This is a genomic window from Myceligenerans halotolerans (assembly GCF_054782975.1).
Window position 1 is genome coordinate 70,865 of record NZ_BAAGRL010000045.1, and the last position, 25,617, is coordinate 96,481.

24 protein-coding genes are annotated in these 25,617 nt (G+C 72.8%); 13 read left to right on the forward strand and 11 right to left on the reverse strand.

All coding sequences use genetic code 11. The annotated features are described in order from the left end of the window. Positions 1–159 precede the first annotated feature (159 nt). Entirely contained in the window at positions 160–1,017 is an 858-nt protein-coding gene (locus ACYVK5_RS22035) for a hypothetical protein (protein WP_460708120.1), read from the forward strand. Positions 1,018–1,189: 172 nt separating this feature from the next. After that, entirely contained in the window at positions 1,190–2,491 is a 1,302-nt protein-coding gene (locus ACYVK5_RS22040; protein ID WP_460708121.1) for a GNAT family N-acetyltransferase, read from the forward strand. Positions 2,492–2,675: 184 nt separating this feature from the next. Here the strand turns inward: ACYVK5_RS22040 and ACYVK5_RS22045 are convergent, their stop codons facing one another. Together ACYVK5_RS22045 and ACYVK5_RS22050 are read right to left on the reverse strand one after the other, a co-directional pair. Beyond that, positions 2,676–3,098, reverse strand: coding sequence for an MGMT family protein (locus ACYVK5_RS22045; RefSeq protein ID WP_460708122.1), 423 nt, complete (start codon positions 3,096–3,098; stop codon positions 2,676–2,678). Positions 3,099–3,360: 262 nt separating this feature from the next. Further along, positions 3,361–4,518 (reverse strand): LLM class F420-dependent oxidoreductase, encoded by a 1,158-nt coding sequence (locus ACYVK5_RS22050; RefSeq protein WP_460708123.1) that lies wholly within the window; start codon positions 4,516–4,518, stop codon positions 3,361–3,363. Positions 4,519–4,682: 164 nt separating this feature from the next. Between ACYVK5_RS22050 and ACYVK5_RS22055 the strand changes: the two genes are divergently transcribed. After that, a complete protein-coding gene (locus ACYVK5_RS22055) occupies positions 4,683–6,143 on the forward strand; it encodes an MFS transporter (protein ID WP_460708124.1) in 1,461 nt (486 codons plus the stop codon). Next, positions 6,140–6,325: a hypothetical protein gene (locus ACYVK5_RS22060; protein ID WP_460708125.1), complete on the forward strand. Its 186-nt coding sequence runs from the start codon at positions 6,140–6,142 to the stop codon at positions 6,323–6,325. Before ACYVK5_RS22055 ends, ACYVK5_RS22060 begins: the two co-directional genes overlap by 4 nt. A 72-nt stretch (positions 6,326–6,397) precedes the next feature. Here ACYVK5_RS22060 and ACYVK5_RS22065 read toward each other — a convergent pair whose 3' ends face one another. From ACYVK5_RS22065 to ACYVK5_RS22075, 3 genes are all read right to left on the reverse strand, one after another. Continuing rightward, positions 6,398–6,817: a PIN domain-containing protein gene (locus ACYVK5_RS22065; RefSeq protein ID WP_460708126.1), complete on the reverse strand. Its 420-nt coding sequence runs from the start codon at positions 6,815–6,817 to the stop codon at positions 6,398–6,400. Continuing rightward, a complete protein-coding gene (locus ACYVK5_RS22070; RefSeq protein ID WP_460708127.1) occupies positions 6,814–7,098 on the reverse strand; it encodes a hypothetical protein in 285 nt (94 codons plus the stop codon). Before ACYVK5_RS22070 ends, ACYVK5_RS22065 begins: the two co-directional genes overlap by 4 nt. Positions 7,099–7,408: 310 nt before the next feature. After that, a complete protein-coding gene (locus ACYVK5_RS22075; RefSeq protein ID WP_460708128.1) occupies positions 7,409–8,356 on the reverse strand; it encodes a helix-turn-helix transcriptional regulator in 948 nt (315 codons plus the stop codon). Between the two features lie 109 nt (positions 8,357–8,465). Between ACYVK5_RS22075 and ACYVK5_RS22080 the strand changes: the two genes are divergently transcribed. Further along, on the forward strand, positions 8,466–9,683 hold the full coding sequence (locus ACYVK5_RS22080; RefSeq protein ID WP_460708129.1) for an epoxide hydrolase family protein: 1,218 nt from the start codon (positions 8,466–8,468) through the stop codon (positions 9,681–9,683). A 157-nt stretch (positions 9,684–9,840) separates the two neighbouring features. On the opposite strand, the gene cysE is transcribed toward ACYVK5_RS22080, so the two are convergent. The 3 genes from cysE to ACYVK5_RS22095 form a co-directional block, all read right to left on the reverse strand. Beyond that, complete coding sequence (gene cysE, locus ACYVK5_RS22085) at positions 9,841–10,446, reverse strand: serine O-acetyltransferase (protein ID WP_460708130.1); 606 nt, start codon at positions 10,444–10,446, stop codon at positions 9,841–9,843. Further along, positions 10,446–11,381 (reverse strand): cysteine synthase A, encoded by a 936-nt coding sequence (gene cysK, locus ACYVK5_RS22090; protein ID WP_460708131.1) that lies wholly within the window; start codon positions 11,379–11,381, stop codon positions 10,446–10,448. The genes cysE and cysK overlap by 1 nt, the downstream gene beginning before the upstream one ends. Positions 11,382–11,981: 600 nt before the next feature. Continuing rightward, positions 11,982–13,052, reverse strand: coding sequence for a lytic polysaccharide monooxygenase auxiliary activity family 9 protein (locus ACYVK5_RS22095; protein ID WP_460708132.1), 1,071 nt, complete (start codon positions 13,050–13,052; stop codon positions 11,982–11,984). A 199-nt stretch (positions 13,053–13,251) separates the two neighbouring features. Between ACYVK5_RS22095 and ACYVK5_RS22100 the strand changes: the two genes are divergently transcribed. The 6 genes from ACYVK5_RS22100 (at position 13,252) to paaE (ending at position 18,441) form a co-directional block, all read left to right on the forward strand. Further along, on the forward strand, positions 13,252–14,106 hold the full coding sequence (locus tag ACYVK5_RS22100; protein ID WP_460708134.1) for a carbohydrate kinase family protein: 855 nt from the start codon (positions 13,252–13,254) through the stop codon (positions 14,104–14,106). Positions 14,107–14,204: 98 nt separating this feature from the next. Continuing rightward, positions 14,205–15,194 (forward strand): 1,2-phenylacetyl-CoA epoxidase subunit PaaA, encoded by a 990-nt coding sequence (gene paaA / locus ACYVK5_RS22105; protein ID WP_460708135.1) that lies wholly within the window; start codon positions 14,205–14,207, stop codon positions 15,192–15,194. Next, positions 15,191–15,565 (forward strand): 1,2-phenylacetyl-CoA epoxidase subunit PaaB, encoded by a 375-nt coding sequence (paaB, locus tag ACYVK5_RS22110; protein WP_460708136.1) that lies wholly within the window; start codon positions 15,191–15,193, stop codon positions 15,563–15,565. The genes paaA and paaB overlap by 4 nt, the downstream gene beginning before the upstream one ends. Before the next feature lie 26 nt (positions 15,566–15,591). Next, positions 15,592–16,587, forward strand: coding sequence for a 1,2-phenylacetyl-CoA epoxidase subunit PaaC (gene paaC / locus ACYVK5_RS22115; protein ID WP_460708137.1), 996 nt, complete (start codon positions 15,592–15,594; stop codon positions 16,585–16,587). A gap of 47 nt (positions 16,588–16,634) precedes the next feature. Next, positions 16,635–17,291 carry a 1,2-phenylacetyl-CoA epoxidase subunit PaaD gene (gene paaD, locus ACYVK5_RS22120; RefSeq protein ID WP_460708302.1) on the forward strand — a complete coding sequence of 219 codons (657 nt, stop codon included), beginning with the start codon at positions 16,635–16,637 and terminating at the stop codon, positions 17,289–17,291. Between the two features lie 34 nt (positions 17,292–17,325). Beyond that, on the forward strand, positions 17,326–18,441 hold the full coding sequence (paaE, locus tag ACYVK5_RS22125) for a 1,2-phenylacetyl-CoA epoxidase subunit PaaE (RefSeq protein ID WP_460708138.1): 1,116 nt from the start codon (positions 17,326–17,328) through the stop codon (positions 18,439–18,441). A gap of 99 nt (positions 18,442–18,540) precedes the next feature. Here the strand turns inward: paaE and ACYVK5_RS22130 are convergent, their stop codons facing one another. Further along, entirely contained in the window at positions 18,541–19,200 is a 660-nt protein-coding gene (locus ACYVK5_RS22130; protein ID WP_460708139.1) for an SDR family oxidoreductase, read from the reverse strand. Positions 19,201–19,288: 88 nt separating this feature from the next. Between ACYVK5_RS22130 and ACYVK5_RS22135 the strand changes: the two genes are divergently transcribed. After that, positions 19,289–22,213: an AfsR/SARP family transcriptional regulator gene (locus ACYVK5_RS22135; protein WP_460708140.1), complete on the forward strand. Its 2,925-nt coding sequence runs from the start codon at positions 19,289–19,291 to the stop codon at positions 22,211–22,213. Here the strand turns inward: ACYVK5_RS22135 and ACYVK5_RS22140 are convergent. Together ACYVK5_RS22140 and ACYVK5_RS22145 are read right to left on the reverse strand one after the other, a co-directional pair. Further along, a complete protein-coding gene (locus tag ACYVK5_RS22140; RefSeq protein WP_460708141.1) occupies positions 22,135–23,274 on the reverse strand; it encodes an ArsR/SmtB family transcription factor in 1,140 nt (379 codons plus the stop codon). The genes ACYVK5_RS22135 and ACYVK5_RS22140 overlap by 79 nt on opposite strands. Before the next feature lie 257 nt (positions 23,275–23,531). Further along, positions 23,532–24,806: a DUF418 domain-containing protein gene (locus ACYVK5_RS22145; protein WP_460708142.1), complete on the reverse strand. Its 1,275-nt coding sequence runs from the start codon at positions 24,804–24,806 to the stop codon at positions 23,532–23,534. Between the two features lie 143 nt (positions 24,807–24,949). Here ACYVK5_RS22145 and ACYVK5_RS22150 point away from each other — a divergent pair, with 143 nt between their 5' ends. Further along, entirely contained in the window at positions 24,950–25,603 is a 654-nt protein-coding gene (locus ACYVK5_RS22150; RefSeq protein WP_460708143.1) for an RICIN domain-containing protein, read from the forward strand. The last annotated feature ends 14 nt before the right edge of the window (positions 25,604–25,617 follow it).

The window sequence follows — 25,617 nt, forward strand, 5'->3', positions numbered from 1 at the left end:
CGACCACCCGACAACAGACCGACCGTTGCGGACGCGATAGGGGGATGGAGGTGTGGATAGAGAGGGGGCGTCGGTGTTGCTGGCTGTCACGCTGGAGGGATGGTGAGTAGCGAGATCTTCCTTGCGAGTGAGCACGACCGGGACCGGCTCCGGCGCCACGTGCAGTCCGGCGACATGGTGCGGGTGCGTCGCGGGGCATACGCCGGGACGCCGGAAGTCCGGCCAGGGGAACTCGTGCTCCTGAAGGTTCAGGCTCTGCACCGACAACTGCGTGCCGAGCACGTCTTCTCGCACAAGGCGGCGGCCGCTCTGCATGGTCTGCCCATGTGGACCCTGCCGGACCGCATCGACGTGATCCAGCGGTATCGCGCGGGGGCAGGCTCTTCCGACGACGTCGCGCGGCATCGGATCGCGCTTCCCCGCGACCAGGTCACCCTGGTCGCCGGCATTCCGGTCACCAACCTCGCGCGGACCGTGGTCGACTGTGCCTTGACGCTCCACCCGATGGAAGCCTTGATCGTCGCTGACGGTGCTTGCCGCATGAGACTCGACGTCGACGAGGCGCTGGGCATCCTGGGCGCCCTACGTGATCGGCGCCGGACTCGCTCCGCGCGATATGTCATCACGAGTGGCGACGGCGGGGCCCAATCGCCGTGGGAGAGCCGGACCCGCTACATCCTGCTCCGGGCCGGCGTGCCGGAGATCGTCACGCAGATGCCGGTCCGGACCCGGCTCGGCACGTTCCACACCGACCTGGGCATTCCACGGTTCCGCGTGGGCATCGAGTTCGACGGCAAGATCAAGTACCGCACCGGGGCGCTCGGCGCGGGGCACGACGGCGCGGACGAGCTGTTTCGCGAGAAGCGCCGAGGGGACGCAATCGCGGACGCCGTGAGGCTGGTGCGGGTCACGGCGTCCGACAAGCCAGATGAAATCGTCGACCGGGTCGTACGTTCTCTACCGCAGGAGGTGAGCGAAGGTCTCCGCCGCAACAGCAGCCTCCCCCCTCCGCTGTAACCCGCCCCTTGACGTTGGTGGTCGGCTGGATGTCGGATGGTCGGCCGCTCGGGGAGCCGATCATCCGACATCCAGCCGACCACCCGACAGGTTGCCGACCTGCGCGGCCCGGGCGGCCGCCGGCCGGCGAAATCCCCTCGCGTCCGCAGCGCGCGGCGGGGACGATCGGGCCATGCACACTTCCACCCTCCCGGACGTACCGCTGCCGGACGGCTACCGGTTCCGCGCACTCACGGAGGCGGACCTGCGCGCCGCCCTCGACCTCGACTTCTGGGCCTTCCCTTCCGGTACAACGCTGGACGAGGCGGTCCGGCACCCGTTCCCCCTCGGCTGGGACCGCGCGATCGGGATCGAGGCGGACGGCTTCGACGGGCTCGCCGCCCTGCACGGCTCCTATCCGTTCCGGGAGTTCGGGGTTCCGGGCGGCACGCTCCCGACCGGCGGTCTGACCTGGGTCGGGGTGCATCCGCAGCATCGTCGCCGCGGACTCCTCACCGGCATGATCGGCCTCCACCTGGCGCGCTGCCGCGAGCGCGGCGAACCGCTGTCCGCCCTGTTCGCCGCCGAGGCGCCGATCTACGGACGCTTCGGCTACGGCAAGGCCGCCGACGACGTCCGGCTCACCATCGCCCGCGGCGCGGCCCTCCACGACGTACCGGGCGCCGGTGAGCACACCGTGCGGATCGCCCGCACATCCCGCGAACAGCACGGTGACCTGGTGGAACGCCTCCACCGCGCGGCAGGGGCGCGCCCCGCCGGCGTCGCGGGAATCAATCGACCAGGCTGGTGCGAGCGCGAGACCGAGGAACTGCAGGCGCACTTCTGGGCCGACCCGCCCGCACATCGTGGCGGCCGTGAGTCGCGCCGGATCGCCGTCGTGGAGCGCGGGGGCGAGCCGCGGGGCTACGCCCTGTTCCGCCGGAAGCTCGACTGGGAGACGTTCGGGCCGCGCGGCACCACCGCGGTCGCCGAGGTCGTCGCCCTCGATGCCGCGGCCGCCCGCGCCCTGTGGGGCGTGCTGGTCGACTTCGACCTCACCGTCGAGACCACCACGTTCCTGCTCCCGGCCGACGACGCCGTCACCCGTCTCCTGGTGAACCCGCGCGCCGCGCAGCCCCGCGTCGTCGACAACGTGTGGGTGCGGCTGGTCGACGTCGCCACCGCGCTCGCCGGGCGGCAGTACGCCGCGGACGTCGACGTGAGGATCGCCGTGACCGACGCCAGGCTCCCGGAGAACGCCGGGACGTACCGGCTCCGGGCGCGGGCCTTCGGCGAGGCCACGTGCGACCGCATCACGGAGCCCGCCGACGTGTCCCTCGACGTGCGCGATCTCGGCGCGGCCTACCTGGGCGGGACGTCCCTGGCCGCCCTGGCCACGGCGGGCCTGGTCACGGAGCACACCCCGGGTGCCCTGGCGCGGGCGTCAACGGCCTTCGGCTGGCCGGTAGCCCCGATGAGCAGCTGGGTCTGGTGACGGTGCCTCCGACGAGGCCATCGCGTTGCCGACCGGCTCCTCGGCGGCGGGATCTGCGAGGGACGGGCCATTCTGGTCGGCGCCTTGTCGGATGATCGGCCGCCCGGGGGACCGATCATCCGACAAGGCGCCGACCAGCCCGCGACAACAGGCCGATCATTCGACGGCGGGGCGGCCGGCGGCGTCAGTCCGTCGCGTCGAGCACGTCCGGGAACCAGATCGCGCGCTTCAGGTCGACACGGCGGCCGTCGCGGGTCAGCGGACAGTCCTCAGCGCGCAGGGCGTCGAGGGCTGCGGTCAGGTGCCGCGCCGGTGGTGAACCCGCCGCGTTGACCACACGCCACCATGGCACGGCGAAGTTGTCCTGAGCCGGTCCGACGACGACGGCGTCCTCCGGCACCAGATGCTGGTAGCGGTCACCGGATGCCGCCATCACGTTCCCGACCTGCCGCGGCCCGCCGCGTCCGAGGTCCTCGGCGACGATCTCGGCAATCAGCCCGTACGTCATCGCGCGGGCAGGCGGAATCCGCCGCACCAGCCCGAGCACGGCGGCCGCATACTCCTCTGCGGGCGTGAGCTGGGTGTCGGACGGTTCCTCATCGGACATGGACGCATCGTAGGTGGCCAGGCCGCGGGATTGCCCACACAAGCCAGCCGCCGAACTGGCCGCGGAGCGAGCGGAGTGCCGCACCCAACCACCGCCGTCGATGCGGTCCGCCCCTCTCGGATGGTCGGTTCTTCGTCGGATGGTCGGCTTCTTGTCGGATGATCGGCTCCCCGAGCGGCCGACCATCCGACAAGCGGCCGACCACTCGACGTCCGGCCGACGGCCCGACGACCAGCCGGCCATCCGACCACCCGCCGACCCCTCAGCGCGAGGCCGGGACCTTGGATGGGACCACGCTCGCCAGGGCGCGGCTCGCCACCGCGCGGGTGCGCGCGGTGCGGCGGGCCCCCGACGTCGTCCCCGCCGAGCGGGCCGCATGTTCCTGCGCGATCGACAGGACCGTGAGGACCGACGACGGGTCGCCCTGGACGAGCATCGTCGTCAGGAGCGTGTCCTCCCAGGCGGCGAAGCGCTCCTTGATCCGCTTCGCCGGGCCGATCAGTGCCACTTCGTCCACGAGCTCCGTCGGCACGGCCCGCGCCGCGTCCTCCTTGCGGCCCGCCAGGTACAGGTCCTGGACCTCGTCCATGGCCTCCTTGTACCCCATCCGGTCCAGCGACTGCTTGTGGAAGTTCGCGCCCTTGGCGCCCATCCCGCCCGCGTACAGCGCCACGAACGGCCGGATCAGGTCCGCCGCGGCCTCGACGTCGTCCCGCACGAACACCGGGACCGTCGCGATCGCCTCGAACGCGCTCGCGGGCGAGCGCTCCTCGCGCCGCTTCGCGAACCCCGCGTCCAGCAGCTCCCGGAACTCCCCGTCCAGGCGCGGCGCGTAGAACGACCCCATCCAGCCGTCCCCGATCTCCGCCGCCAGCGCGATGTTCTTGGGCCCCTGCGCCGCCAGGACGATCGGGATCTCGGGCCGGAACGGGTGCACGGTGGGCTTGAGCGCTTTGCCGAGCCCGGTCGCGCCGGGTGTCTCCGCCGGGAGCGGCATCTGGTAGAACGCGCCGTCGTACGAGACGGGGCGCTCGCGGGCGATCACCTCGCGCACGACGTCCACGAACTCCCGCGTACGGGCCAGCGGCCGCTGGTAGGGCTGCCCGTACCAGCCCTCGACCACCTGCGGGCCGGAGGCGCCCAGCCCCAGCACGAAGCGCCCGTGCGACAGGTGGTCCAGCGTCATCGCGTGCATCGCGGTGGCAGTGGGTGTGCGCGCCGCCATCTGCGCGATGCCCGTGCCGAGCCGGACGTTCCTGGTCCGCGAGCCCCACCAGGCCAGCGGCGTGAACGCGTCCGAGCCGTAGGCCTCCGCGGTCCAGACCGAGTCGAGGCCCAGCTTGTCACCGGCCAGGATGGCCTGCTGGATGCCCTTCGGGGGCTTGCGCGACCAGTAGCCGGTCTGGATGCCGATACGCATGGTGAATCCTCGTCGTCGAGCGGGCAGGTTTCCTGCGACTGCGCGTCCCAGGTACTGGCGCAACCCTACCGTGGACGACGGCGGAGCGGCTCGTCGCGGACCTCCCCGAGGCCTTGTCCGAAATCCGCTCGCCGTGCCGGCGTTGCCCGGGGCAAGATCAGCCGGTGACACCTTCTCCATCCCGCGGCGCCCTCGGCTTCTGGGCCGAGCTCCCCCGCGACGGCCGCTGGCTGCTGTCGACCGTCGTGGTCAACACCTTCGGCCGCGGCCTCACCCTCCCGTTCACGATCATCTACCTGCACGAGGTCCGCGGGTTCTCGCTCGACCTGGCCGGCACCCTCATGGGGTTGATCGCCGTCGCCGGGCTGATCGTGACCGTGCCGGCCGGCGTGCTGATCGACCGGTTCGGGGCGCGCAGCACGCTCCTGGCCGGGATCGCCTGCGCGATCGCCGGGCAGACGATCCTCGCCTTCGCGACCGTGCCCTGGGCCGCCGCCGTGGGGCTCGCCCTGTTCGGGGCGCAGTTCGGCGTCGCCTGGCCGGCGAACAACGCGCTGATCTCGACCGTCGTCCACGGCGAACTGCGGCAACGCTACTTCGGGGTGAACTTCGCCCTGGTCAACCTCGGTATCGGGGTGGGCGGGATCGTCGGAGGCCTGCTGGTCGACGTCGAGCGCCCCGTCACGTTCGTCGTCGCCTTCCTGGTGAACGCGGCGACGTTCGCCGCCCCGGTGGCCGTGCTCCTCGGGCCGCTGCGCCACCTGCGCCCGGCCGCGGACGCCTCCGAGGCGCCCGGCGCGGGGGAGACCGGCGCCGCCGAGGGTGCGGCCGGAGGTCCCGTCGGCTACCTCGCGATCCTGCGACGGCCCGAGGTCGCCTGGCTGACCCTGCTGGCCGCGCTCGCCGCGTTCGCCGGGTACGGACAGATGGAGAGCGGGTTCCCCGCGTACGCGCGGCAGGTCGCGGAGGTCTCCACGCGCACGATCGGCTTCGCGTTCGTGGTGAACACCGCGGTGATCGTGCTGCTGCAGTTCTGGGTGATGGAACGTGCGCGGGGACACCGCCGGACCCGCGTGCTCGCGCTGTTCGGGCTGATCTGGTCCGGGTCGTGGCTGGTGCTCGGGGTCTCCGGCCTGATTCCGGGCACGGCGGGGAGCGTCACCGTGGTCCTTGGCTTCATGGGTGTGTTCGCGGTGGGGGAGGCGCTCCTGCAGTCCGCGCTGCCCGCCCTGACGAACGACCTGGCGCCGGATCATCTGCGCGGCCGCTACAACGCCGTGAGCTCGGCGGCGTTCCAGGTCGGCACCATCGCGGGCCCGGTGGCCGCCGGTGTGCTGCTGGAGCGCGGCCATCCCGCGGCGTTCATCGCGATGGTGGCCGCGGTGTGCGCCGGGATCACGGCGACGGCGTTCGTCCTCGGGCGACGGGTCGCGCTCGACGTCGACGGAGTGCGGGGCACCGACGACGGGGCAGCCGACGACGGGACACCGGGCGAGAACGGGACGACCGGTGTCGTCGGAGCGCACGGGACGGACGAGACGCCGGGCGGCACAGGCATGGACGCCACGTCGGCCGGAGGCGAGGGTTCGGAGGGCTTCAGGACCGGGGAGGTCGTGGCGACGTGAGCCGGCGGGCCGACCCGGTCACTGCCGGGTTCATGCTGGAACGTGGCCTGGCCGGTGGGTTCATCGGCGTGGTGGTGGTCGGCTGCCTCTCGATCGCGGGCCTGGCCCTCGCCCTGCGCCGCCAGGTCACAAAGAAGGAGGACGGCCTCCAGTCCGATCCGGAGCCCGCGACCGAGTTGTGAGGGCGAGTGGACCGTTGCCGCCACGCCACCTGGCGTGGCGGCAACGGTCCACTCACATCGAGGCCGTCACGGTCAAACCTTCAGGACGGCAGCCATGTCGCCGACCAGCGCCGTGATGCCATCCGGGTCCGAGGTGAGGATGAGCGGTGGCTTCGGGGCGTCGAGCGCAGTGGCGCACAGCACCGCGTCGATCGCGTGCGTGTGACCGTGCAGGCTCGCCTCGGCAAGGAGGTCGGTGGCGCGCTTGGCGACCTCCTCGGTGACCGGCCTGACAGTCGCCTTCGAGTACGCCCAGGCGAAGGCTTCGCGCCTGACCTTCGGGTGGCTCGCCTCGACCAGTGTCATGCTGCTCGTCAGCACCGGGAGCCCGAGCATGCGAGCTCGCTTGAGCTTGCTGAGTACGGCGCGGTTGCCCGTGACGATCCCGCTCAGCCCTTCGCTGTCGAGGACGAGTGCGCCGAACTCCCGTGCGCTTGCCCGCTGCCGCCTCATGCTTCGCCCCTGATCTCCGCAGCCCGCTCGGAGCGACGGCTGAGCATGGCCTGATGTGCCTCGTCGATCTCGCGATCCACCGCGGCCATCTCCTCGTCCGTGAATTCGCCGTACTCGGCTTCGTACTCGTTGAGGAACTCGTCGAGGCGAAGGCCTCGGATCTTCTCCTCCAGCGTGCCGGCGATGAACGCGGACAGTCCGGAGCTGCCCGCGTACTGCCGCGCGGCCTCCGCGATGTCCTTGGGCATCGTGATCGAGTACTTGCCCATCCTCTCGGCCATGACGCCGATCCTACCGTCGATACTACCGAGCAGCGACGGGTTCATCGTGAGCATGTGTGGTCACCCCCTGGTTGAAAGCGCCGCTCCACGCCCGAGCGAGGGCGGCCAGATCAATGCGGGGGAGACGCTAGCCCGTGCGCCCAGGACGTCGCACGCGATTGCGGACCTCCGCACAAAAGGAAATGACGAGCGCCGAGACTCCCGGTAAATTCAGGAGGCTCGGCGCTCGCCGGCCGCGCCGTCAGGTCACATACTCGATCAGCTCGGACGGGTCCGGATCAGGCGGGCGGCTCCCCGAAGTTCGGGTGGGTCACCCGCCCGATGCCGCGTAGCGGCGCGCCAGTACCCGCAGGTGCGCCCGGAGTTCGGGCGGGTCCTCCACCGTGAAGTCGATGCCGAGCATCCCGATCCACACCGCGACGACCTCGAGGCTGTCGCCGCCGGTGACCAGGACGCAGTTGCCGGCGTCCAGCGGCTCCACCGTCCCCACGGCGGGGTTGATGCGCGCCAGGACGTCGTCGGCAGGCGCGTGCACGCGGATTCTGGCGTGCACCGCCCAGCCGGTGCGCGCGACCTCGCGCACGACGAACTCCGTCAGGTCGAACGCCGGCTCGGTGGGTGTGAACCGTCGTCCGCCGGGTCTGCGCAGTTCCAGCCAGTCCACCCGGAACGGCGCCCACTCGCCCGAGCTCACGTCGCGTCCCACCAGGTACCAGCGCCGCTGCCACGCGACGAGCCGGTACGGCTCCACCTCCCGCGGGTCCCCGCGGTACCGGCACCGCAGCCCCTGGTGGTCGCGGATGGCCGCCGCCAGGTCGGTGAGGAGCGCCGGATCGACCGCCGGGTCCTCGACGTTGCTGGCGGTGTTCGACGGGCCCGCGCTCGTCGCGGAACGCAGCGCGGCGACCTGGCGGCGCAGCCGGTCGGGCAGGACCTGCTCCAGCTTGCTTAGCGCGCGCGTGCTGCTCTCCTCGATGCCGGCGACGGCGGTCGCCGCCCGGAGGCCCACGGCCACGGCGACCGCCTCCTCGTCGTCGAGCAGCAGGGGCGGGAGCTTGCCGCCGACGCCGAGCCGGTAGCGGCCGCCGGGTCCGCGGGCCGAGTCGACCGGGTAGCCGAGGTCGCGCAGCCGGGCGACGTCGTTCCTGATCGTCCGGTCGGTCACGTCCAGGCGTGCCGCGAGTTCCGGGCCCGACCACTCGGCGCGTGCCTGGAGCAGGCCGAGCAGGGACAGCAGGCGGCCCGACGTCGTACTCATCCGGGCAGAATAACGGAAAGAACCGTTCCTGAATCCTCCGTACTGTCGTACTCATCAGCACGATCCCCGAGATCGACGTCACGTCGAAGTCACCCAGGAGGAAGTCACGATGAACGCCAACGGCAACCTGAGCCCCACCGCCGCCACGGCCGCCACCGCCGCCACGGCCGCCGACGCCGCCACGGCAACGGACACCGCCGAGATCCGCCCCTTCCGGATCGAGATCCCCCAGTCCGACCTGGACGACCTGCAGGAGCGCCTGCGCCGCACCCGGTTCCCCGCCGCGGCCCCGGGCGACTCCTGGGACTACGGGACGCCGGCGTCGTACCTGCGCGAGATGGTCGACCACTGGCGCGACGAGTTCGACTGGCGCGCCGTCGAGGAGCGGGCCAACGCCCACCCGCAGTTCGTGACGACGATCGACGCGCAGACGGTGCACTTCGTCCACGTCCGCTCGGCCGAGCCGGGCGCGCGGGCGGTGGTGCTCACGCACACCTACCCCGGTTCCTTCCTCGAGTTCCTCGACATGATCGGGCCGCTCACCGACCCGGTCGCGCACGGCGGCAGTGCCGAGGACGCCTTCGACGTCGTGATCCCGTCCGTCCCGGGATTCGGGTTCAGCACCCCGATGGCGGACGGCCCCTGGACCTACTCGCGGGTCGCGCGCACCTGGGACGGCCTGATGCGCCGGCTCGGGTACACCTCGTACGGGGCGCACGGGAGCGACGCCGGTGCGCTGGTGAGCCGCGAGCTCGCGGTCCTGAACCCCGACGGGTTCCTCGGGGCCCACGTCCTGCAGCTCTTCTCCTTTCCCAGCGGGGAACCGGGGGAGATGGACGGGTTCGGGCCGAAGGAGTTCGCGGCGCTGGAGCACCTGCAGTGGTTCCAGAGCGTCGGCGGCTACAACGCCATGAACGGCTCCCGCCCGCAGACGGTGGCGGCCGGCCTCAGCGACTCTCCCGTTGGGCAGCTCGCGTACAGCGAGCTCTTCGAGAACTTCGGCAACGGCACCAGCGAGGTCACCCGCGACAAGGTGCTGGAGCAGGTCAGCCTCTACTGGCTGACGAACACGTCCGCCACGGCGGTGCGCTACCACTACGAGGAGGGGCGCTCCGGGACGCAGCCGGTGGTCAGTGAGGGGCGCACGGGAGTCGCCGTCTTCGCCTCCGACTTCCAGACCATCCGGGCGTTCGCCGAGCGGGACAACAGCCGCATCGAGCACTGGGCCGAGTATCCGGAGGGCGGCCACTTCGCGGCCCTCGAGGTCCCGGGCCTCGTGGTCGAGGACCTGCGCAAGTTCTTCGCGAAGGCCGCGCGGGCTGCCTGACGGAGCGGCCGGCCCGGCCTCGGCGGGCTCCGCGAGAGCCCTGGTCGGGTGATAGGCAAAGGCGTGTGGTCGGGGGTTCGGCGTGTGGTCGGTCAAGTGATTGACCGACCACACGCCGAACCCCCGACCACACGCCCTTCGCGGGAGGCGCCCCGCGTCAGATCACGTACTCGATGAGCTGCGACGGGTCCTCGACCCGCGTCGCCGCCTGCGCGCGGGACGGAGCGGGCGTCCGGTTCCGTGCGGGAATCCCCACGGCCACCGCCCCGTTCGGCACGTCGCGCGTCACCACGGCGTTCGCCCCGACCTTCGCGTCGTCCCCGATCCAGAGCGGTCCGAGCACCTTCGCGCCCGACCCGACCATCACGCGGTCGCCGAGTGTCGGGTGCCGCTTGCCGGGGCTCATCGACCGTCCGCCGAGCGTGACGCCGTGGAAGAGCAGGCAGTCGTCGCCGACCTCGGCGGTCGCCCCGATGACGACGCCCATGCCGTGGTCGATGAACAGCCGCCGGCCGATCCTCGCGCCCGGGTGGATCTCCACGCCCGTCAGCAGCCGGGAGACCAGGGAGAGGATCCGCGCGGGCAGCCGCAGCCCGGGCCGCTGCCACATCGCGTGCGCGATGCGGTAGTGCCAGACGGCGTGCACGCCCGGGTACGTCATGACGACCGCGCTGAGCGACGTCGCGGCCGGGTCCTGGGCGCGCGCGGTCTCGGCGTCCTCCTTGAGGAGCTGGAGAAAGGTGGGCGCCCAGGACCTGGCCATCAGTCGACCAGGCCCTCGAACAGCGGGGTCGACAGGTAGCGCTCGCCGAAGTCCGGGGCGATGACGACGATCGTCTTGCCGGCGTTCTCCGGGCGCTTCGCCACCTGGAGGGCCGCGGCGAACGCCGCACCGGAGGACGTGCCGACGAGCAGCCCCTCCTCGGAGGCCGACCGCTTGGCGGTCTCGACGGCCGTGGCGAAGTTGATGTCGATGACCTCGTCGTAGACCTCGGTGTCGAGGATCTCCGGGACGAAGTTCGCGCCGATGCCCTGGATCTTGTGCGGGCCGGGCTGGCCGCCGTTGAGGATCGGGGACTCCTCGGGCTCCACGGCCACGATCTTGATGTCCGGCTTGCGCTCCTTGAGCACCTGGCCGACGCCGGTGATGGTGCCGCCCGTGCCGATGCCCGCCACCACGATGTCGACGCCGCCGTCGGTGTCGGCCCAGATCTCCTCGGCCGTGGTCTCGCGGTGGATCTTCGGGTTGGCCTCGTTGGCGAACTGGCGGGCCAGGATGGCGCCGTCGCGCTCCTGGGCGATCTTCTCGGCGGCGGCGACCGCGCCCTTCATGCCCTCCGCGCCCGGCGTGAGCACGATCTCGGCGCCGAACGCGCGCAGCAGCGCGCGGCGCTCCTTGGACATGGTCTCCGGCATGGCGAGGACGACCTTGTAACCGCGGGCCGCGCCCACCCAGGCCAGGGCGATGCCCGTGTTGCCGGACGTGCCCTCGACGATCGTGCCGCCCTCCTTGAGCTCGCCCGACTCCTCCGCCGCGTCGATGATCGAGACGCCGATGCGGTCCTTGACCGAGTTGGCGGGGTTGTAGAACTCGAGCTTGGCGAGGACCGTCGCCTCCAGGTCCTTCGCCAGGGAGTTCAGCTTCACCAGCGGGGTGTTCCCGATGAGCTTGGTCGCGTCGTCATAGATGCGGGCCATTGTTTCTCTTTCCTTCGTGTCGTCCGGTCGGTTGCGGGTCGTACTTCTGCCCGACGGTCCAGCACCGGATGCATGCCTCTGGCCGTGCACCTCGTGCATGACGCCGCCGGTTGTCCCTGGGGTCCGTGGGTGTAAGGGTGGCGTGGGAGCGTCGCACGGGCGTCGCGACCGGTGGTCCGTGCGGGCACGGTGTCGACACGGGTCAGACGTGGCGTGGACGCTCTACCGACAGAGGCGGCACATTCGGGCGATGCGCATGCGAGGGAGCCTAGCCCGATCCCAACAGATCGACAAGATCGGTCTCACTTATTGGTCACGTCGATGTATGGGGCCCCGTGTGGCCGGCGCGCATGACCCCGAGACGGGCTCGAGAACGACGTACGGAACGCCACGATGCGGAGCCGGGCGGCGGGGCGCGCGCCGTTCTGCCGCAGCCTGCCGCAGCGGCCGAGACCGCGAACGCCGAGGTGCTGACCGCGCGTGAGATCAGCACCCCGGCGTCCGGGGCCGGGGGCGGCGGCATACCGGGAATGCCGCCGCCCCCGGGTGTGCCGCGGGGTCGGGCCTCCCGCGGCGGTTCGTGGCGCCGTGCCCTCCCGGTCAGCCGGTGGAGCAGGTGGCGCTGAGGCCGCTCGCGCTGCCGCTGCCGAGGAACCCGGCGGTGGTCGACGCCCCCGCGGAGAGGTTCCCGTTCCAGTCGGCGTTGGTGAGCGTGTTGCCGGAAACTGTCGAGTTCCAGGCCTGGGTGATCGTGGCGCCCTCCACCGTGACCTCCCAGCCGCTGATCGCGGAGCTGCCGGCGGTGACGACGACCTCGCCCTGGTATCCGCCGTCCCAGGAGTTGGTCACGCTGACCGTCGCGGTGCACTCACCGGTCCCCGGGTCGCTCGACGTCGGGGTCGGGGTCGGGGTCGGGGTTGGCGTCGGCGTCGGAGTCGGTGTCGGAGTCGGAGTCGGAGTCGGCTGCGGATCGCTCGGCCAGAGGTCGTCCCCGCCGATGTTGATGTCCGAGCACAGGTAGTAGGGCTGGTCGAGGTGGCTGGCCTGCCAGATCGTGTACAGCACCGCCCGGCCGTCGTAGCCGGACAGGTCCACGTCCGTCACGTACGGGGACTGGGGCGGGTAGGAGCCTGTCTCCTTGATCAGGTTCAGGTCCTCCCAGCCGAGGCTCTGCGTGGTGGGGTCGAAGCTGGGCTTGGACACGTAGATCCGCAGGTAGTCGGCTCCGTGGTTGGCGCCGTCGGTGAGGGTCAGCGTGAAGTTGTGCGGCACGCCCTTGGCGACCCACTCGCCGGGGGTGTCCATGGAGTCGTACCTGCCGCCCTCGGTGTTGCCCCCCGAGCAGAGGGTGCCGCTGGGCACGGCCGCCTCGTGGTTGCCGCCGACGTTCTCGCGGTAGAGCCCGTTCCAGTTCCACATGGCGTTGGGGTTGTCCTGCCATGCCTGCCAGCACATCGGATCGATCGTTTCCATCTCGGGATTGAGGTGGTCGTCGCCCCAGCGGTCCCAGCAGCCGTAGTTGCGGGTGGGCGGGTCGGTGACGCTGCCGTGGGCCGCCGCGGGCGGTGCCATCGCGGTGTCCGCCGACACGACGGCGACCAGCCCCAGCGGGGCGGCCAGCGCCATGGCGGCGGCCAGGATCAGGCCGCGCGTTCGCGCACGCACTGTCATGGGATGCTCCTCCTCGAGCTTCGGGCCGACCGGGTCGGACGGCTCGTCCGTCCCGTCAGACTGTGCGCACCCGTGTACCGGCGACCAGCGGCTGAATCGTTTACGGCAGGCCCGGAAACTTTTCGCCTGCCATCACCCGATCGCCCGCCGAGCCGCAAGCCCGCCCGGCCCTCGGGGCGATCCGGGCGAGCATGGGCGCATGAGCACACCCAGCACCGTCGTCGTCGGCCCTGCCTCCTGGAACACGCTCGTGCGGCTCGACGAGCTGCCCGCGCCCCGGCCCCACACCGTCTTCGCGCGTCACGCCGTCCGGACGCTTGGCGGAACGAGCGCCGGCAAGGCGCTGCATCTCGCGGAGCTCGGCGCTCCGGTCACGCTGGTGACCGCCGTCGGTGACGATCCGGAGGCGGAGCGGGTGCTCCAGGCGCTGGGCCGCGGCGGCGAGCGGCTGGAGGTCCTCGCGCACCGTGCGCCCGGCCCGACGGAGCAGCACCTCAACCTCATGACCGACGACGGCGAACGGGTCTCCATCTATCTGGCGGTGCCCGCCGAACCTGCCCGCCCGGACGACGAGCACGTCGCCGCCCGTCTCGCCGCGGCCCGCGACGTCGTGCTCGACCTCAGCGCGAGCGGCCTGGAGCTGCTCGACGCCGCTCGTGCCGGCGGCGCCGAGCTCTGGACCGACCTGCACGACTACGACGGCGTGAGCGAGTTCCACCGGCCCTTCGCCGACGCCTGCTCCCACATCTTCCTGAACGACGACGGCACCGACGACCACCCCGCCCTGATGCGGGCGCTGCTCGACCGCGGCGCCACGACGGTGGTCTGCACCCTCGGGGCGAAGGGCGCCGTGGCCCTGACCTGCGACGGCTGGGCCGAATGCCCCGCCGAGCCGGCCGACGTCGTCGACACCAACGGCGCCGGCGACGCGTTCTTCGCCGGGTTCCTGACGGCACACCTGACCGGGGCCGGGACGGGCGAGTGCCTGCGGGCCGGGGCGCGCCAGGCGCGCAGTGCGCTCGCGTCACCGCACCTGAGCCCGCTGCTCGTCTGATCCAGCCCGGCCGCGCCCGGCGGGCATTGCGTCGCACCGGGAATCTGTGACAGATTAGGAACCGAACGTTCGGTCAGTAATTCGCCACGGAGGTCACGATGACGTCGGCCATGGAGTCGGGCAGGGCACCGGGCGCTGCGCCGGGCCCTCAGGGCACCGACACGGCAGACCTCGAAGCGCACTTCGAGGCCACGATCGCGCACAAGGACCGCATCGAGCCGCGGGACTGGATGCCCGAGAAGTACCGCAGGACGCTGGTGCGCCAGATAGCCCAGCACGCGCACTCGGAGATCATCGGGATGCAGCCCGAGGGCAACTGGATCAGCCGCGCGCCGTCGCTGCGCCGTAAGGCGATCCTGCTCGCGAAGGTGCAGGACGAGGCCGGCCACGGGCTCTACCTCTACTCGGCGACGGAGACCCTCGGCATCACCCGCGACGACCTCACCGAGCGCCTGATCTCCGGCGCCCAGAAGTACTCGTCGATCTTCAACTACCCGACGCTGTCGTACGCCGACGTCGGGACGATCGGCTGGCTCGTCGACGGCGCCGCCATCTGCAACCAGGTGCCGCTGTGCCGCACGTCCTTCGGCCCGTACGGGCGCGCGATGATCCGGATCTGCAAGGAGGAGTCGTTCCATCAGCGCCAGGGCTTCGAGCTGCTGATGACGATGATGCGCGGCACCGACGAGCAGCGCGAGATGGTGCAGGAGTCCGTGGACCGCTTCTGGTGGCCGTCGCTGATGATGTTCGGCCCGCCCGACGAGGCCTCCCCGAACACCGCGCAGTCCATGGCGTGGGGCATCAAGACCCACACCAACGACGAACTGCGCCAGCGGTTCGTCGACATGACCGTCCCGCAGGCCGAGGCGCTCGGCGTGACGCTGCCCGACCCGGAGCTGGCGTGGAACGAGGAGCGGCAGTCGCACGACTTCGGCGAGATCGACTGGGACGAGTTCTGGCGGGTGGTGGGCGGCGACGGCCCCTGCAACGCGCAGCGCGTCGCGCACCGGAAGCAGGCGTGGGACGACGGCGCCTGGGTCCGCGAGGCAGCCGCCGAGTTCGCCCGGAAACAGCAGGAGGCGGCATGAACGATCATGGCGGAGCCCCGTTCGTGCCGACCGACCAGGGTGCGGGTGTCCCGCATGACAGAGCAGGAGGAGGCATGACCGGCGAGCCGCGGGCCGAGTGGCCCCTGTACGAGGTGTTCGTGCGCGGCAAGCGCGGCCTGAACCACGTCCACGTCGGATCGATGCACGCGCCCGACGACGCCATGGCGCTGCGCCACGCCCGGGACGTGTACACCCGGCGCAACGAGGGCGTGTCGATCTGGGTGGTGCGCTCGGACGCCATCGCCGCGTCCAGCCCCGACGAGAAGGACCCGCTCTTCGCCCCGAGCGGCGACAAGGTCTACCGGCACCCGACGTTCTACTCCATCCCGGAGAACGTCCCCCACATGTAGTCCCCCATCAGCAGCGGAGAACCACCATGTCCGACGGCCCCCTCCCCGAGCGCGACACCGCGTCCACCGCGCCCGCCGCGTCCACGGGCCACGCCGCGCCCGCGGAGTACGACGCCGAGCACGACAACGCCTACGCCGGCCTGCTCGTCAACGACGCCCACTGGGCCTTCGGCACGGACTTCGAGGACCCGCTGGCCGGCGTGGACACCACCGTGCCGGACGGCGTGGACCCGTCCGTCCTGGCGGCCTACTGCCTGATGCTCGGCGACGACGCCCTCGTCGCCTCCGAGCGGATCTCGGAGTGGTGCAGCCGCGCGCCCGACCTTGAGGAGGACATCGCGCTCGCGAACATCGCCCTCGACCTGCTGGGCCAGGCCCGGCTGCTGCTCGCGCGCGCCGCCGCGGCCGACCCGTCCGTCGTGCCCGCGCTCCCCGCCGGGTCGCCGGTACCGGACGAGGACCGCCTCGCCTTCTTCCGCGACGACCAGCAGTTCCGCAACGTCCGTCTCGCGGAGCTCGGATGCGGCGACTTCGCCGAGACGATCACCCGCATCCTGCTCTTCTCCACCTGGCGGCTCGCCTTGTTCGAGCGGCTGGCGGGCAGCCGCGATGCGGTCCTCGCCGCCGTGGCCGCGAAGGGCGTCAAGGAACTGACCTATCACCGAGACTTCGCCGGCCGCTGGTTCCTCACCCTCGCCCAGGGCACCGACGAGTCCCGCCGCCGCGTGACCGGCGCGCTCGCCGGGCTGATGCCGTACTGGACCGAGCTGTTCGAGACGCACGACGTCGAGGCCGCGGCGGCCGCGTCCGGTGCGGGCGTCGACCCCGCCCAGGTCGCCGGCGAGACCGACGCCGTGCTCGACCAGGTGCTCGCCGTGAGCGGCGTCGACCGGCCCGAGGCCGCGCCGCGAGCGGGCGTCCGTGGCCGGACGGGCCGCGACGGCATGCACACCGAGGCCCTCAGCCGCATGCTCGCCGAGACGCAGTCCGTGGCCCGCGCCCACCCGAGGGGGCGGTGGTGAGGAACGACGTGCTGGTCCCCGTCGCCGACAGGCCTGCGGCTCCGCCGATGTCGTCGGCCGGGCGACGGTCGGCCGAGTGGGCACGGCGGGCCCGAGGCGCCGTCGACCTCGACCGTGCCCGCGCGGTCGCCGCGACCGTCGTCGACCCTGAGCTGCCCATGCTCACGCTCGCCGACCTCGGCGTCCTGCGGGACGTCGAGACCACCGACGACGGCGCCGTCGTCGTGTCCATCACGCCCACCTACTCCGGCTGCCCCGCCATGGCCACGATGCGCGACGACCTCGTGCGCCGCCTGCGCGAGGAGGGGTACGACGACGTCCGTGTCCGGGTGGCCCTGCACCCCGCCTGGACCACGGACTGGATCACGCCCCGGGGACGGGCGGCGCTCGCGGAGGCAGGGATCTCGCCGCCGGGACGGCGGGACGCGGGGGCGCCCGCCGGCACCGGTCCGGGCGCCGGCGCGGGAGCCTCGGCCGTGGGGGCCTCCGGGCCGGGCGGTTCGGCGACCGGCGCGGGCGGGGCCCCGGCGTCTGGCAGGCGCCCTGTCCCGCTCACCCTCGGCCCGACCCGCCGCGCGGTGCGCTGCCCCCGGTGCGACTCGGCCGACGTCGAGCTGACCTCCGAGTTCGGCTCGACGGCGTGCAAGGCGATGTACCGCTGCCGCGCCTGCCTGGAGCCGTTCGACCACGTGAAGGAGATCTGATGACGATCAGCCCGCCCGCCCGGCAGGAGGCGGCATGATCGACGACGGCGGAGCCACGACCATGCCGGCCGACCGGGTGCGGGCGTCCCGCAGGGCTCAGTCGACCTTCCACACGCTGACCGTGGCCGAGGTACGGCGGCTCACCGAGGACGCCGTCGCCGTCACCTTCGACGTGCCCGACGAGCTCCGCGACCTGTTCGACTTCGCCCCGGGGCAGTCGCTCGTCCTGCGGCGCGTGATCGACGGCGTCGAGCATCGCCGGAACTACTCGATCTGCGCCCCCGCGGGCGCCCGGCCGCGCGTCGGCGTCCGGGAGATCCCCGGCGGGCTGTTCTCGACCTGGCTCGTCCGCGAGGTGCGGCCGGGGACGAGGATCGAGGTCGGGACGCCGTCGGGCAGCTTCCGCGCCGATCCCGCCGCGGGCGGGCGGCACCTGTGCATCGCTGCGGGGTCGGGAATCACCCCGATGCTCTCGGTCGCCGCGTCGGTGCTGGCGAACCCGGACGCGCAGGTGACGCTGCTGTACGGGAACCGGAAGTCGACGACGGTGATGTTCGCCGAGGAACTCGCCGACCTCAAGGACGCCCACCACGGCCGCTTCGACCTGATGCACGTGCTGTCCCGGGAGCCGCGCGACGTCGAGCTGTTCTCCGGCCGCCTGGACGCCGACCGGCTCCGTCTGCTGCTCACTACGCTGGTGCCGGTGGCGGACATGGACCACGTCTGGCTGTGCGGCCCGTTCGGCATGCTGTCCGACGCGCGCCAGGTCCTCGACGAGCTCGGCGTGCCCCGGGAGAAGGTTCACTTCGAGCTGTTCTACGTGGACGAGCCGCCGCCGCAGCTCCGGCACGCCGACGCCGTGATCGAGGGAGTGACCAGCGACGTCACCGTGATCCTCGACGGCCGCAGCACGACGACGCCGATGGCCCGCGACACGACCGTGCTGGACTCGGCGCAGCGCGTGCGCGGCGACGTCCCGTTCGCGTGCAAGGGCGGGGTCTGCGGTACCTGCCGGGCGAAGGTGTGCGCCGGCGAGGTGGACATGGTCCGCAACTACGCACTCGAACCCGACGAGGTGGCCCGCGGCTTCGTCCTCACCTGCCAGAGCTTCCCGGCCACGGACGAGGTCACGGTCGACTACGACGCGTGAGATCGGCTGGTTGCCGAACTGTCGGTCCGTTGTCGCGGAGTCGGCTACCCGAGCGACCGACACCGCGACAAGGGACCGACCACCGGGACGGCCGAGCCGCTACCCCGCTGCCGCCCGGGCCACCGCCTCGGCGACGGGCGTGTCACCGCCCACCAGGTTCCACTGGTGGCCGATCGTGTCGTCGTCGTCCAGCACCGCCGCGAGGACGGCGGCGACGTCGGCCCGGGTGACGTCGCCGCGCGCGACGTCCGGGCCGAGCGCGACCAGGCCCGTGGCGGGACCGTCGGTGAGCCGGCCCGGGCGGATGATCGTCCAGTCCAGGTCCGACGCGCGCAGCGCCGCGTCGGCGTCGCGCTTCGCCTCGACGTAGGCACGCCAGACCGCACCGCGCTCGGGCGGGGGCAGGCTGTCGACGCCGATCGCCGACACCTGGACGAACCTCGAGATCCCGGCCGCATCCGCGCCGTGGATCGACATCAGCGAGCCTTCGAGGTCGACCGTCTGCTTCCGCTCGATGTTGCCGTCGGGCCCGCCGCCCGCCGCGAACACCACGGCGTCGCACCCCGTGAACGCCTCGGCGAAGTCCGACGCCTCGGAGTTCTCGATGTCGAGGAGGCCGACCTCGGCACCGAGCCGCTCGAGCTCGTCACGGTAGTCCTCGTTCCGCACGAGGGCGACGGGGGAATGACCCGCCTCCACCAGGAGCGGATGGAGCTGCAGGGCGACCTTGCCATGGCCGCCGACGATCGCGATGCGCATGTGAACCACGATACGGGCGGCCGCCCAGGAGTCGAGACAGTGACCCACTTCTCTGGCCAGACGCCCCGGCACAGGACATCATCGGCGGATGACCCAACCCGCGCACGAGGCTGCCGGCGGGCAGGCCGCCCCGCACGCCGCCGCCGGGGAGGCGCCCGTCCCGACGCGTGCCGTCGAGATACGGATCCTGGGCGCGCTGGAGGTCGTCGCGGGGCAGCGCCCGGTCGAACTGGCCGGCAGGCCGCGCGCCCTGCTGGCGATCCTGGCCCTCTCGGCGGGCGAACCGGCCTCCGTCGAGGCACTGACCGACCGGCTCTGGGACCCGGAAGACCTTCCGGCCGGCCCTCGCGCGACCCTGCAGACGTACGTGGCGCGCCTGCGCGGCGCGCTCGGAGCCGACGTCGTCGAGACCGTCCGGGGCGGCTACCGGCTCGCAGCCTCCCGCGTCACGGTCGACGCCGACCGGTTCGCCGAGCTGACCGCGCGTGATCTCGACGCCCCGGCCTCCGCACGACGGCAGGCCCTGTCCGACGCGCTGGCCCTCTGGCGCGGGGAGCCCTTCCAGGACGCGGCGTCCGGCTGGCTCGCCACCGAGGCCCGGCGCCGGCTCACCGGGCAGTACCTCGACACGCTCGAGGAGGCGGCCGACCTCGACCGGCTCGCCGGTGACCCGCTCCAGCGTGTCGACGGCCTCCGCGCGGCCACCGAGACGCACCCGTTCCGGGAATCCCTGTGGTCGCGCCTGCTGCTCGCCCTCCAGGCCGCCGGCCGTCGGGCCGAGGCACTCGCCGAGTACGAGCGCCTGCGCGCCCGGCTCGCCGGCGAGCTCGGCGTCGACCCGGCGCCCGAGCTGCGCGAGGTGCACGCCGCCCTGCTCCGCGGCGACCCCGCCGACAGCCGGCCCGCCAAGGACGTCCCCCGACAGCTCCCGGCGGACTGCACCGACTTCACGGGCCGCGACGGCCTGCTGGCCGCCCTCGACGCGAGACTCCCCGCCGCCGGCGGCCGCACCGTCGTCGTGCTGCACGGCCCCGGCGCCGTCGGCAAGACGACGCTCGCCGTGCACTGGGCCCACCGCGTCCAGCAGCAGTTCCCCGGCGGAACCCTCTACCTCAACCTACGAGGCTTCGACCCCGGACCGGCGGTCGGCGCGTCCGAGGCCCTCGTCACGATGCTCGGCACCCTCGGAGTGACCCCCGCCGCCGTCCCGAGAGATCCCGACGGCGCCGCCGCGCTCCTGCGCAGCAGGCTGTCCGGAGAACGCACCCTCCTCGTGTTCGACAACGCCCGCGACGCCGAGCAGGTGCGGCCACTCCTCCCGGCATCGGACGCCTGCGTCGTCGTCACCAGCCGCAAGACCCTGCGAGGCCTGTCCGCCCGGGGCGAGGGCGAGGCGCTCGCGGTCCGGCCGCTCACGCGGGACGAGTCCGTGGCACTGCTCCGCGAAGGGCTCGACGACGGCTTCCGCGACCCCGCGCACGCCACCGCCCTCACCCGGCTCGCCGACCTCACCAGCGGATTCCCGCTCGCCGTGCGCCTGGTCGCCGAGAACCTCCGCCGGCACCGCGCCGAGGGATGGGACCCCGCCGCCGCGCTCGACGCCGTCGGCCAGGACCTCGCGGACGAGAACGGCCGCCTCGACGCCCTCGATGCCGACGGCGACCCGCTCGCCGACCTGCGGGCCGTGTTCTCCTGGTCCTACCGGGCCCTCGACGACGCGACCGCCCGGATGTTCCGCCTCGTCGCGCTCCACCCCGCGGGCGGGTTCGGCATCCCGGCCGCCGCGTCCCTCGCCGCCGTCGACACCCGCACCGCCCGCAGGCTCCTCACCCGCCTCGTCGACGCCAGCCTCCTGCACGTCCTCGCACCCGACCGGTACGGGATGCACGACCTGCTGCGCGCCTACGCCACCGACGTCCTCCTCGAGGACCGCCACGAGAGCGACGAGGCGCTGCTGCGGCTGCTCACCTGGGGGGTCCGAAGCGCACACACGGCGACGATGACGCTGCGGGCCGAACCGACGCAGATCGACGACGGGCAGCATGCCCCGGGCGCGGTCCCGGAGACGTTCGACGGTGACGCCGCCCGCGCGACCGCCTGGCGCGAGGCCGAAGGAGGGGCACTCCTCCGGCTTGTCGAGGACACCCTGACGACGTCCCGGCCATGGACCATGGCCCCTCGCGTGGCCGCGGGCTGGCTCGCGGTCCGCCTGTTCGACTACATCCGCACCGCGAGGATGCCCGACGACGCCGTGCTGCTCTCCGAACTCGTGCTGCACTCGCTGGACGGCAGCGGGACCGGGGACCTACGCGGCCTGCTGCTCAACGCGCTGGCCGTCGGCCACGCGCGCCGCGGCCGGATCGACGACGCGGAGCGGGTACTTCTCGAGGCCGAGGACCACATCGCGAGCCACGGCTCGGCCCGCGCGGTGGCCGTCGTACGCGGCAACCTCGCGCGCGTGTACGCGCTGCAGGGACGAGACGCCGACGCCATCGCGCTCGCGTCCGCGGGACCGGGCCCGGACGAGGAGCCCGGGGCGCGCCACGCGTGGGAGCGGCTCGTCGTGCTGATGGACGTCTACCGGGAGCTGCGCTACATCCCCGAGATGATCGCCGTCGCGGACGAGATCCTCGCCGCCCTCGGCGACGCCGGAGGACGACGGACAGCCGTGACGCGGTACACCCGGGCGCGTGGTCACCTCGACCTCGGCCGCTTCGACACCGCACGGGACGACGCCCGTCTCGCTGTCGCGGGCTACCGCGAGTCGGGCGAACCGTGGCGTGCCGCCGGCGCTCTCCGCCTGCTCGGCGAGATCGAGGCCGCGAGCGGCAACACCCCGGCGGCGGTCCGCGCATGGCGCGAGGCGCTCGCCGTCGTCGACGACACGGGCGAGCTCGATGCCACCGACGTCCTCAGCCGGCAGATGCTCATCGACTACATCGCGGGCGCGGCCGCGGCGGATGCCCGCGCGGCGCGGACGTCCCCGGACGGCGCCGGCGTCGGCCCGGCCTGACCGGCGGCTCGACGGGAGGACGACTCGTGCGAGAGCTGCGCCTGGCGGGAGGACGGCGCCGGTCCCGGGACGCGCGACCGGCCCCCGACGGGTTCCCCGCGATCGGCCGCCGCCAGCAGTCGCGTGCCCAGTGAGGTGAGGGTGTGCACCACGTAGCGTCCGTCGCGCCGCGACACGACCAGGCCCGCCTGGCGGAGCACGGCGGCATGCTGCGACGCCGACGCGGGGGAGGTCGCCGTGCGGCGCGCCAGGGCGCCCGTCGTCACCGGCGTCGCCAGCGCGCGCAGCGCCGCGGCGCGCGTCCGGCCGAGCAGGAGGGCGAGGCCCCCGGCCGCCGGGCCCGACCCGTACGGGGAGTGCGTGACGGGGAGCACCAGTGTCGGTTCCAGCTCCGGGTTCTCGAAGGTGACGGGGACTTCCCCGCAGAAGAAGGCGGGAACGAGGCGGAGACCTCGGCCCGCCAGGTGGATGTCCCGGTCCTGCTTCCCGTCGTCGACCCGCAGCGTCCGCCCCGACCAGGTGACCGCGGGGTGCAGCGTCGCGAGCGTGTCCTGCACGCCGCCGGTCACCAGTGCGTACGCGCGAGCGGCCCGGTCGGCCTCCACGGCCGACCGCACGCTGCCCCACACCGGCGCGACCGCGTGCCGGTGATAGGCGGTGATCGTCGCCCGGAGGCCGTTCCGCGCGTGCTGCACGCCGCCGGCGAGGTGGTGCACCCAGCCGGACACGGACCTCCCGACGTCGAGCCGGGCGAGCTCGGCGGCCATCCGCCGGGACGGCGTGCCGAGCACGGCGTCGAGCCCGGACGCCAGATCGCTGCTCCCCGCCTCCGGCACCAGGAAGTCGGGGCAGTACCCGTGCGAGGGCGTGAGGTGCAGGTACGGCAGCGCCTGCTGCGGGAAGTCCCGGACGACCTCGGCGCGCCACCGCCCGAGCGCCGTCCGCGACCCGTCCGGGTCGTTCACCAGCCGTGCGCTCAGCCGTGTCTCCCAGAGCGGATCCGCCTCCGCCGCCAGCCGGACGCGACCGAGGTCGTCGGCCGTGAAATGGATCCGCAGCATGCCGTGCCTCCGTCAGGTGGGTGGTGGGGAGGCCGAACGGCCCCCGCACCACCCACCTGACCAGGCCTCGCTTTCAGATCGCTGTCACGCGGCTGTCACATCCACCACGTGGTGATCGCGTGGAAGCCGCCGTCCACCACCGGGCGGATCGGTCTGACCACCACACGCTATGCAGGCGACCTGACCGGGAGAAGTCCTTTCAGCGACACCCGAAGGGTCCGGTGCCCGCGGCGCCGGCCGGAGACCCGCCGGGGCCGTCAGGCACGCCGGCGGCCGTACGCCAGCCGGCGCAGCAGCACCTCCGCCGGGCCCCTCGCCCCGCGGTTCTCCTGCCAGACGGCGAACACGACAGTGAGCGCCCAGACCCCCACGGCGTACAGGAGCATCGACCAGGACGACAGGTGCTGTCCCAGGCCGAGACCCCAGGCGGCGAGGATCGGCGCGCAGAGCACCGACTGCAGCAGGTAGCAGGTGAGGGAACGCTTGCCCACGGCCTGCAGCGCCCCCGCCACCGGTCCGTCGACGTGGAGCGCGCTGGTGAGCCGGACGTCGGGCGCGGGCGTCTCGCGCCGTCGCCGGGCGACGGCGTGCCCCACGAGGCCGAAGAGCGCGACGTACCCCAGGCCGCCGAAGAAGCCCGTGAACGCCTGGACGATCTCGAAGACCCAGGCCGAGACGTCGGGGACCCGCAGCACGCCGACGTGGTAGAGGTCGCCCGGGACCGCGCCGAGCATACCGAGCGGGATGCCGATCGCCGCGACGCGGCGCAGCAGCGGCAGGTGCTCCCCGGGGTTCTCCAGGATCCTGCGGCGGCCGGCCCAGAAGGCGAGCAGGATCATGATCGGGACCACGAGCCCCAGGACGCCCTGGCCGACCACGATGTAGACCCACATGCCGAGCCGGGCGCCGACGGAGGCGAGGTACGAGTCCGTCGTCATCGAGGTGTCGTCGAGCTGGAAGCCCGCCGCGATCTCCGCCGCCACCGCGGGCGGGAGCTGCGCGGTGAAGTACGCGCCGACGACGGCGAGCGCGGTGCCGATCGCGAGCAGGCCCAGCAGGACGGACGCCCACACGACGAGCGTGGTGTCCTTGCACCGCAGGAAGAGCCACACCAGCAGCAGGCCGGCCAGACCGTACGCGCCCAGGACATCCCCCATCCAGAGCAGGGCCGCGTGGACGAACCCGAAGATCAGGAGCCACAGGTTGCGGAACTGGAGCAGGCGTCCGGCCCGCTTCTCGGAGGTTCCGGCGGCGATCTGACGCGAGTAGAGCTGCATCATCCCGTAGCCGAACATGAAGGCGAACATCGGATAGATGCGCAGGTCGACGACGGTGATGATGAAGACGTCGGCGACCTGGTCGAGCCAGGACCCGTCGGCGGGGTGGGAGCTGCCCGGCGAGATCTCGCGGCCCCACAGATAGTACGGGGTGTTCGCGACGGCGATCAGCAGCAGCATGAAGCCGCGCGCGAGGTCGGGTGCGGGGGAGCGTTCGGCGGCGCGGACGGGACCGCGGGTCAGGGTGGTCGACACGAAGACATCGCAGCACGCGGGGACGGGTGAACGCCAGGAAAGTCGGGCGCGTGGTGGGTGCTGCGCGGATGCGGGCAAGGTGACGCCGGCATCACACGAGCACGGTAGGGTCTGCTCGGTTCGTCGGGAGGAGGGCGAGGGCGATGTACGACGCCGGACCGCCGGCCCGGGCCGGTACCGCGACCGTGCTGACATGGCTGGCCGCGGGTGTGCTCGTGCTCGGTGCGATTCTCGGTATGGCGTGGCTGTTCAGCGGGGACGGCGGGCCGTCAACGGCCGGCGCGGATCCCACGCGGACCGGGAGCTCGGCCGAGCCGGCCGCGACCGGGTCCGGCGGAACGACCGCCTTGGCAGCGCCGGGCGGCACACCGAGCGCGGCGCCGGGCGACGAGCCCAGCCCGCCTCCGGACCCGCCGGTCGTCGCGCTCACCGGCGCGGGTTCCGGACGCTGCCTCGACGTGCCGGACGCGAACTTCGCCGACGGCGTCACCCTCCAGATCTTCGACTGCAACGGCAGCGTCGCCCAGCAGTGGACGGTCACGGCCGCGGGCGAGCTGCGCATCGGGGGCACGAAGTGCCTGGACGACGCCAGCGGCGGGGCGAACGGCACGGCCGTCGCGATCCAGGAGTGCGACGGCGGCGCCGAGCAGCGCTGGAGCGCGCCCGGCGACGGCACCGTCCGCGGCGTCGCCACCGGCCTGTGCCTGGACGTCGAGGCCGCGGCGACGGAGAACGGCAGCCGCGTCAATGTGTACGAGTGCCACCTGGGCCCGAACCAGGTCTGGAACATCGGCTGACCCGGTCCGGCGCG

Coding starts and splice junctions, on each gene's coding strand:
- ACYVK5_RS22040 (WP_460708121.1), top strand. CDS start 1,190: ATGCACACTTCCACCCTCCCGGACGTACCGCTGCCGGACGGCTACCGG.
- ACYVK5_RS22045 (WP_460708122.1), bottom strand. CDS start 3,098: ATGTCCGATGAGGAACCGTCCGACACCCAGCTCACGCCCGCAGAGGAG.
- ACYVK5_RS22050 (WP_460708123.1), bottom strand. CDS start 4,518: ATGCGTATCGGCATCCAGACCGGCTACTGGTCGCGCAAGCCCCCGAAG.
- ACYVK5_RS22065 (WP_460708126.1), bottom strand. CDS start 6,817: ATGAGGCGGCAGCGGGCAAGCGCACGGGAGTTCGGCGCACTCGTCCTC.
- ACYVK5_RS22070 (WP_460708127.1), bottom strand. CDS start 7,098: ATGGCCGAGAGGATGGGCAAGTACTCGATCACGATGCCCAAGGACATC.
- ACYVK5_RS22075 (WP_460708128.1), bottom strand. CDS start 8,356: ATGAGTACGACGTCGGGCCGCCTGCTGTCCCTGCTCGGCCTGCTCCAG.
- ACYVK5_RS22080 (WP_460708129.1), top strand. CDS start 8,466: ATGAACGCCAACGGCAACCTGAGCCCCACCGCCGCCACGGCCGCCACC.
- cysE (WP_460708130.1), bottom strand. CDS start 10,446: ATGGCCAGGTCCTGGGCGCCCACCTTTCTCCAGCTCCTCAAGGAGGAC.
- cysK (WP_460708131.1), bottom strand. CDS start 11,381: ATGGCCCGCATCTATGACGACGCGACCAAGCTCATCGGGAACACCCCG.
- ACYVK5_RS22095 (WP_460708132.1), bottom strand. CDS start 13,052: ATGACAGTGCGTGCGCGAACGCGCGGCCTGATCCTGGCCGCCGCCATG.
- ACYVK5_RS22100 (WP_460708134.1), top strand. CDS start 13,252: ATGAGCACACCCAGCACCGTCGTCGTCGGCCCTGCCTCCTGGAACACG.
- paaA (WP_460708135.1), top strand. CDS start 14,205: ATGACGTCGGCCATGGAGTCGGGCAGGGCACCGGGCGCTGCGCCGGGC.
- paaB (WP_460708136.1), top strand. CDS start 15,191: ATGAACGATCATGGCGGAGCCCCGTTCGTGCCGACCGACCAGGGTGCG.
- paaC (WP_460708137.1), top strand. CDS start 15,592: ATGTCCGACGGCCCCCTCCCCGAGCGCGACACCGCGTCCACCGCGCCC.
- paaD (WP_460708302.1), top strand. CDS start 16,635: ATGTCGTCGGCCGGGCGACGGTCGGCCGAGTGGGCACGGCGGGCCCGA.
- paaE (WP_460708138.1), top strand. CDS start 17,326: ATGATCGACGACGGCGGAGCCACGACCATGCCGGCCGACCGGGTGCGG.
- ACYVK5_RS22130 (WP_460708139.1), bottom strand. CDS start 19,200: ATGCGCATCGCGATCGTCGGCGGCCATGGCAAGGTCGCCCTGCAGCTC.
- ACYVK5_RS22135 (WP_460708140.1), top strand. CDS start 19,289: ATGACCCAACCCGCGCACGAGGCTGCCGGCGGGCAGGCCGCCCCGCAC.
- ACYVK5_RS22140 (WP_460708141.1), bottom strand. CDS start 23,274: ATGCTGCGGATCCATTTCACGGCCGACGACCTCGGTCGCGTCCGGCTG.
- ACYVK5_RS22150 (WP_460708143.1), top strand. CDS start 24,950: ATGTACGACGCCGGACCGCCGGCCCGGGCCGGTACCGCGACCGTGCTG.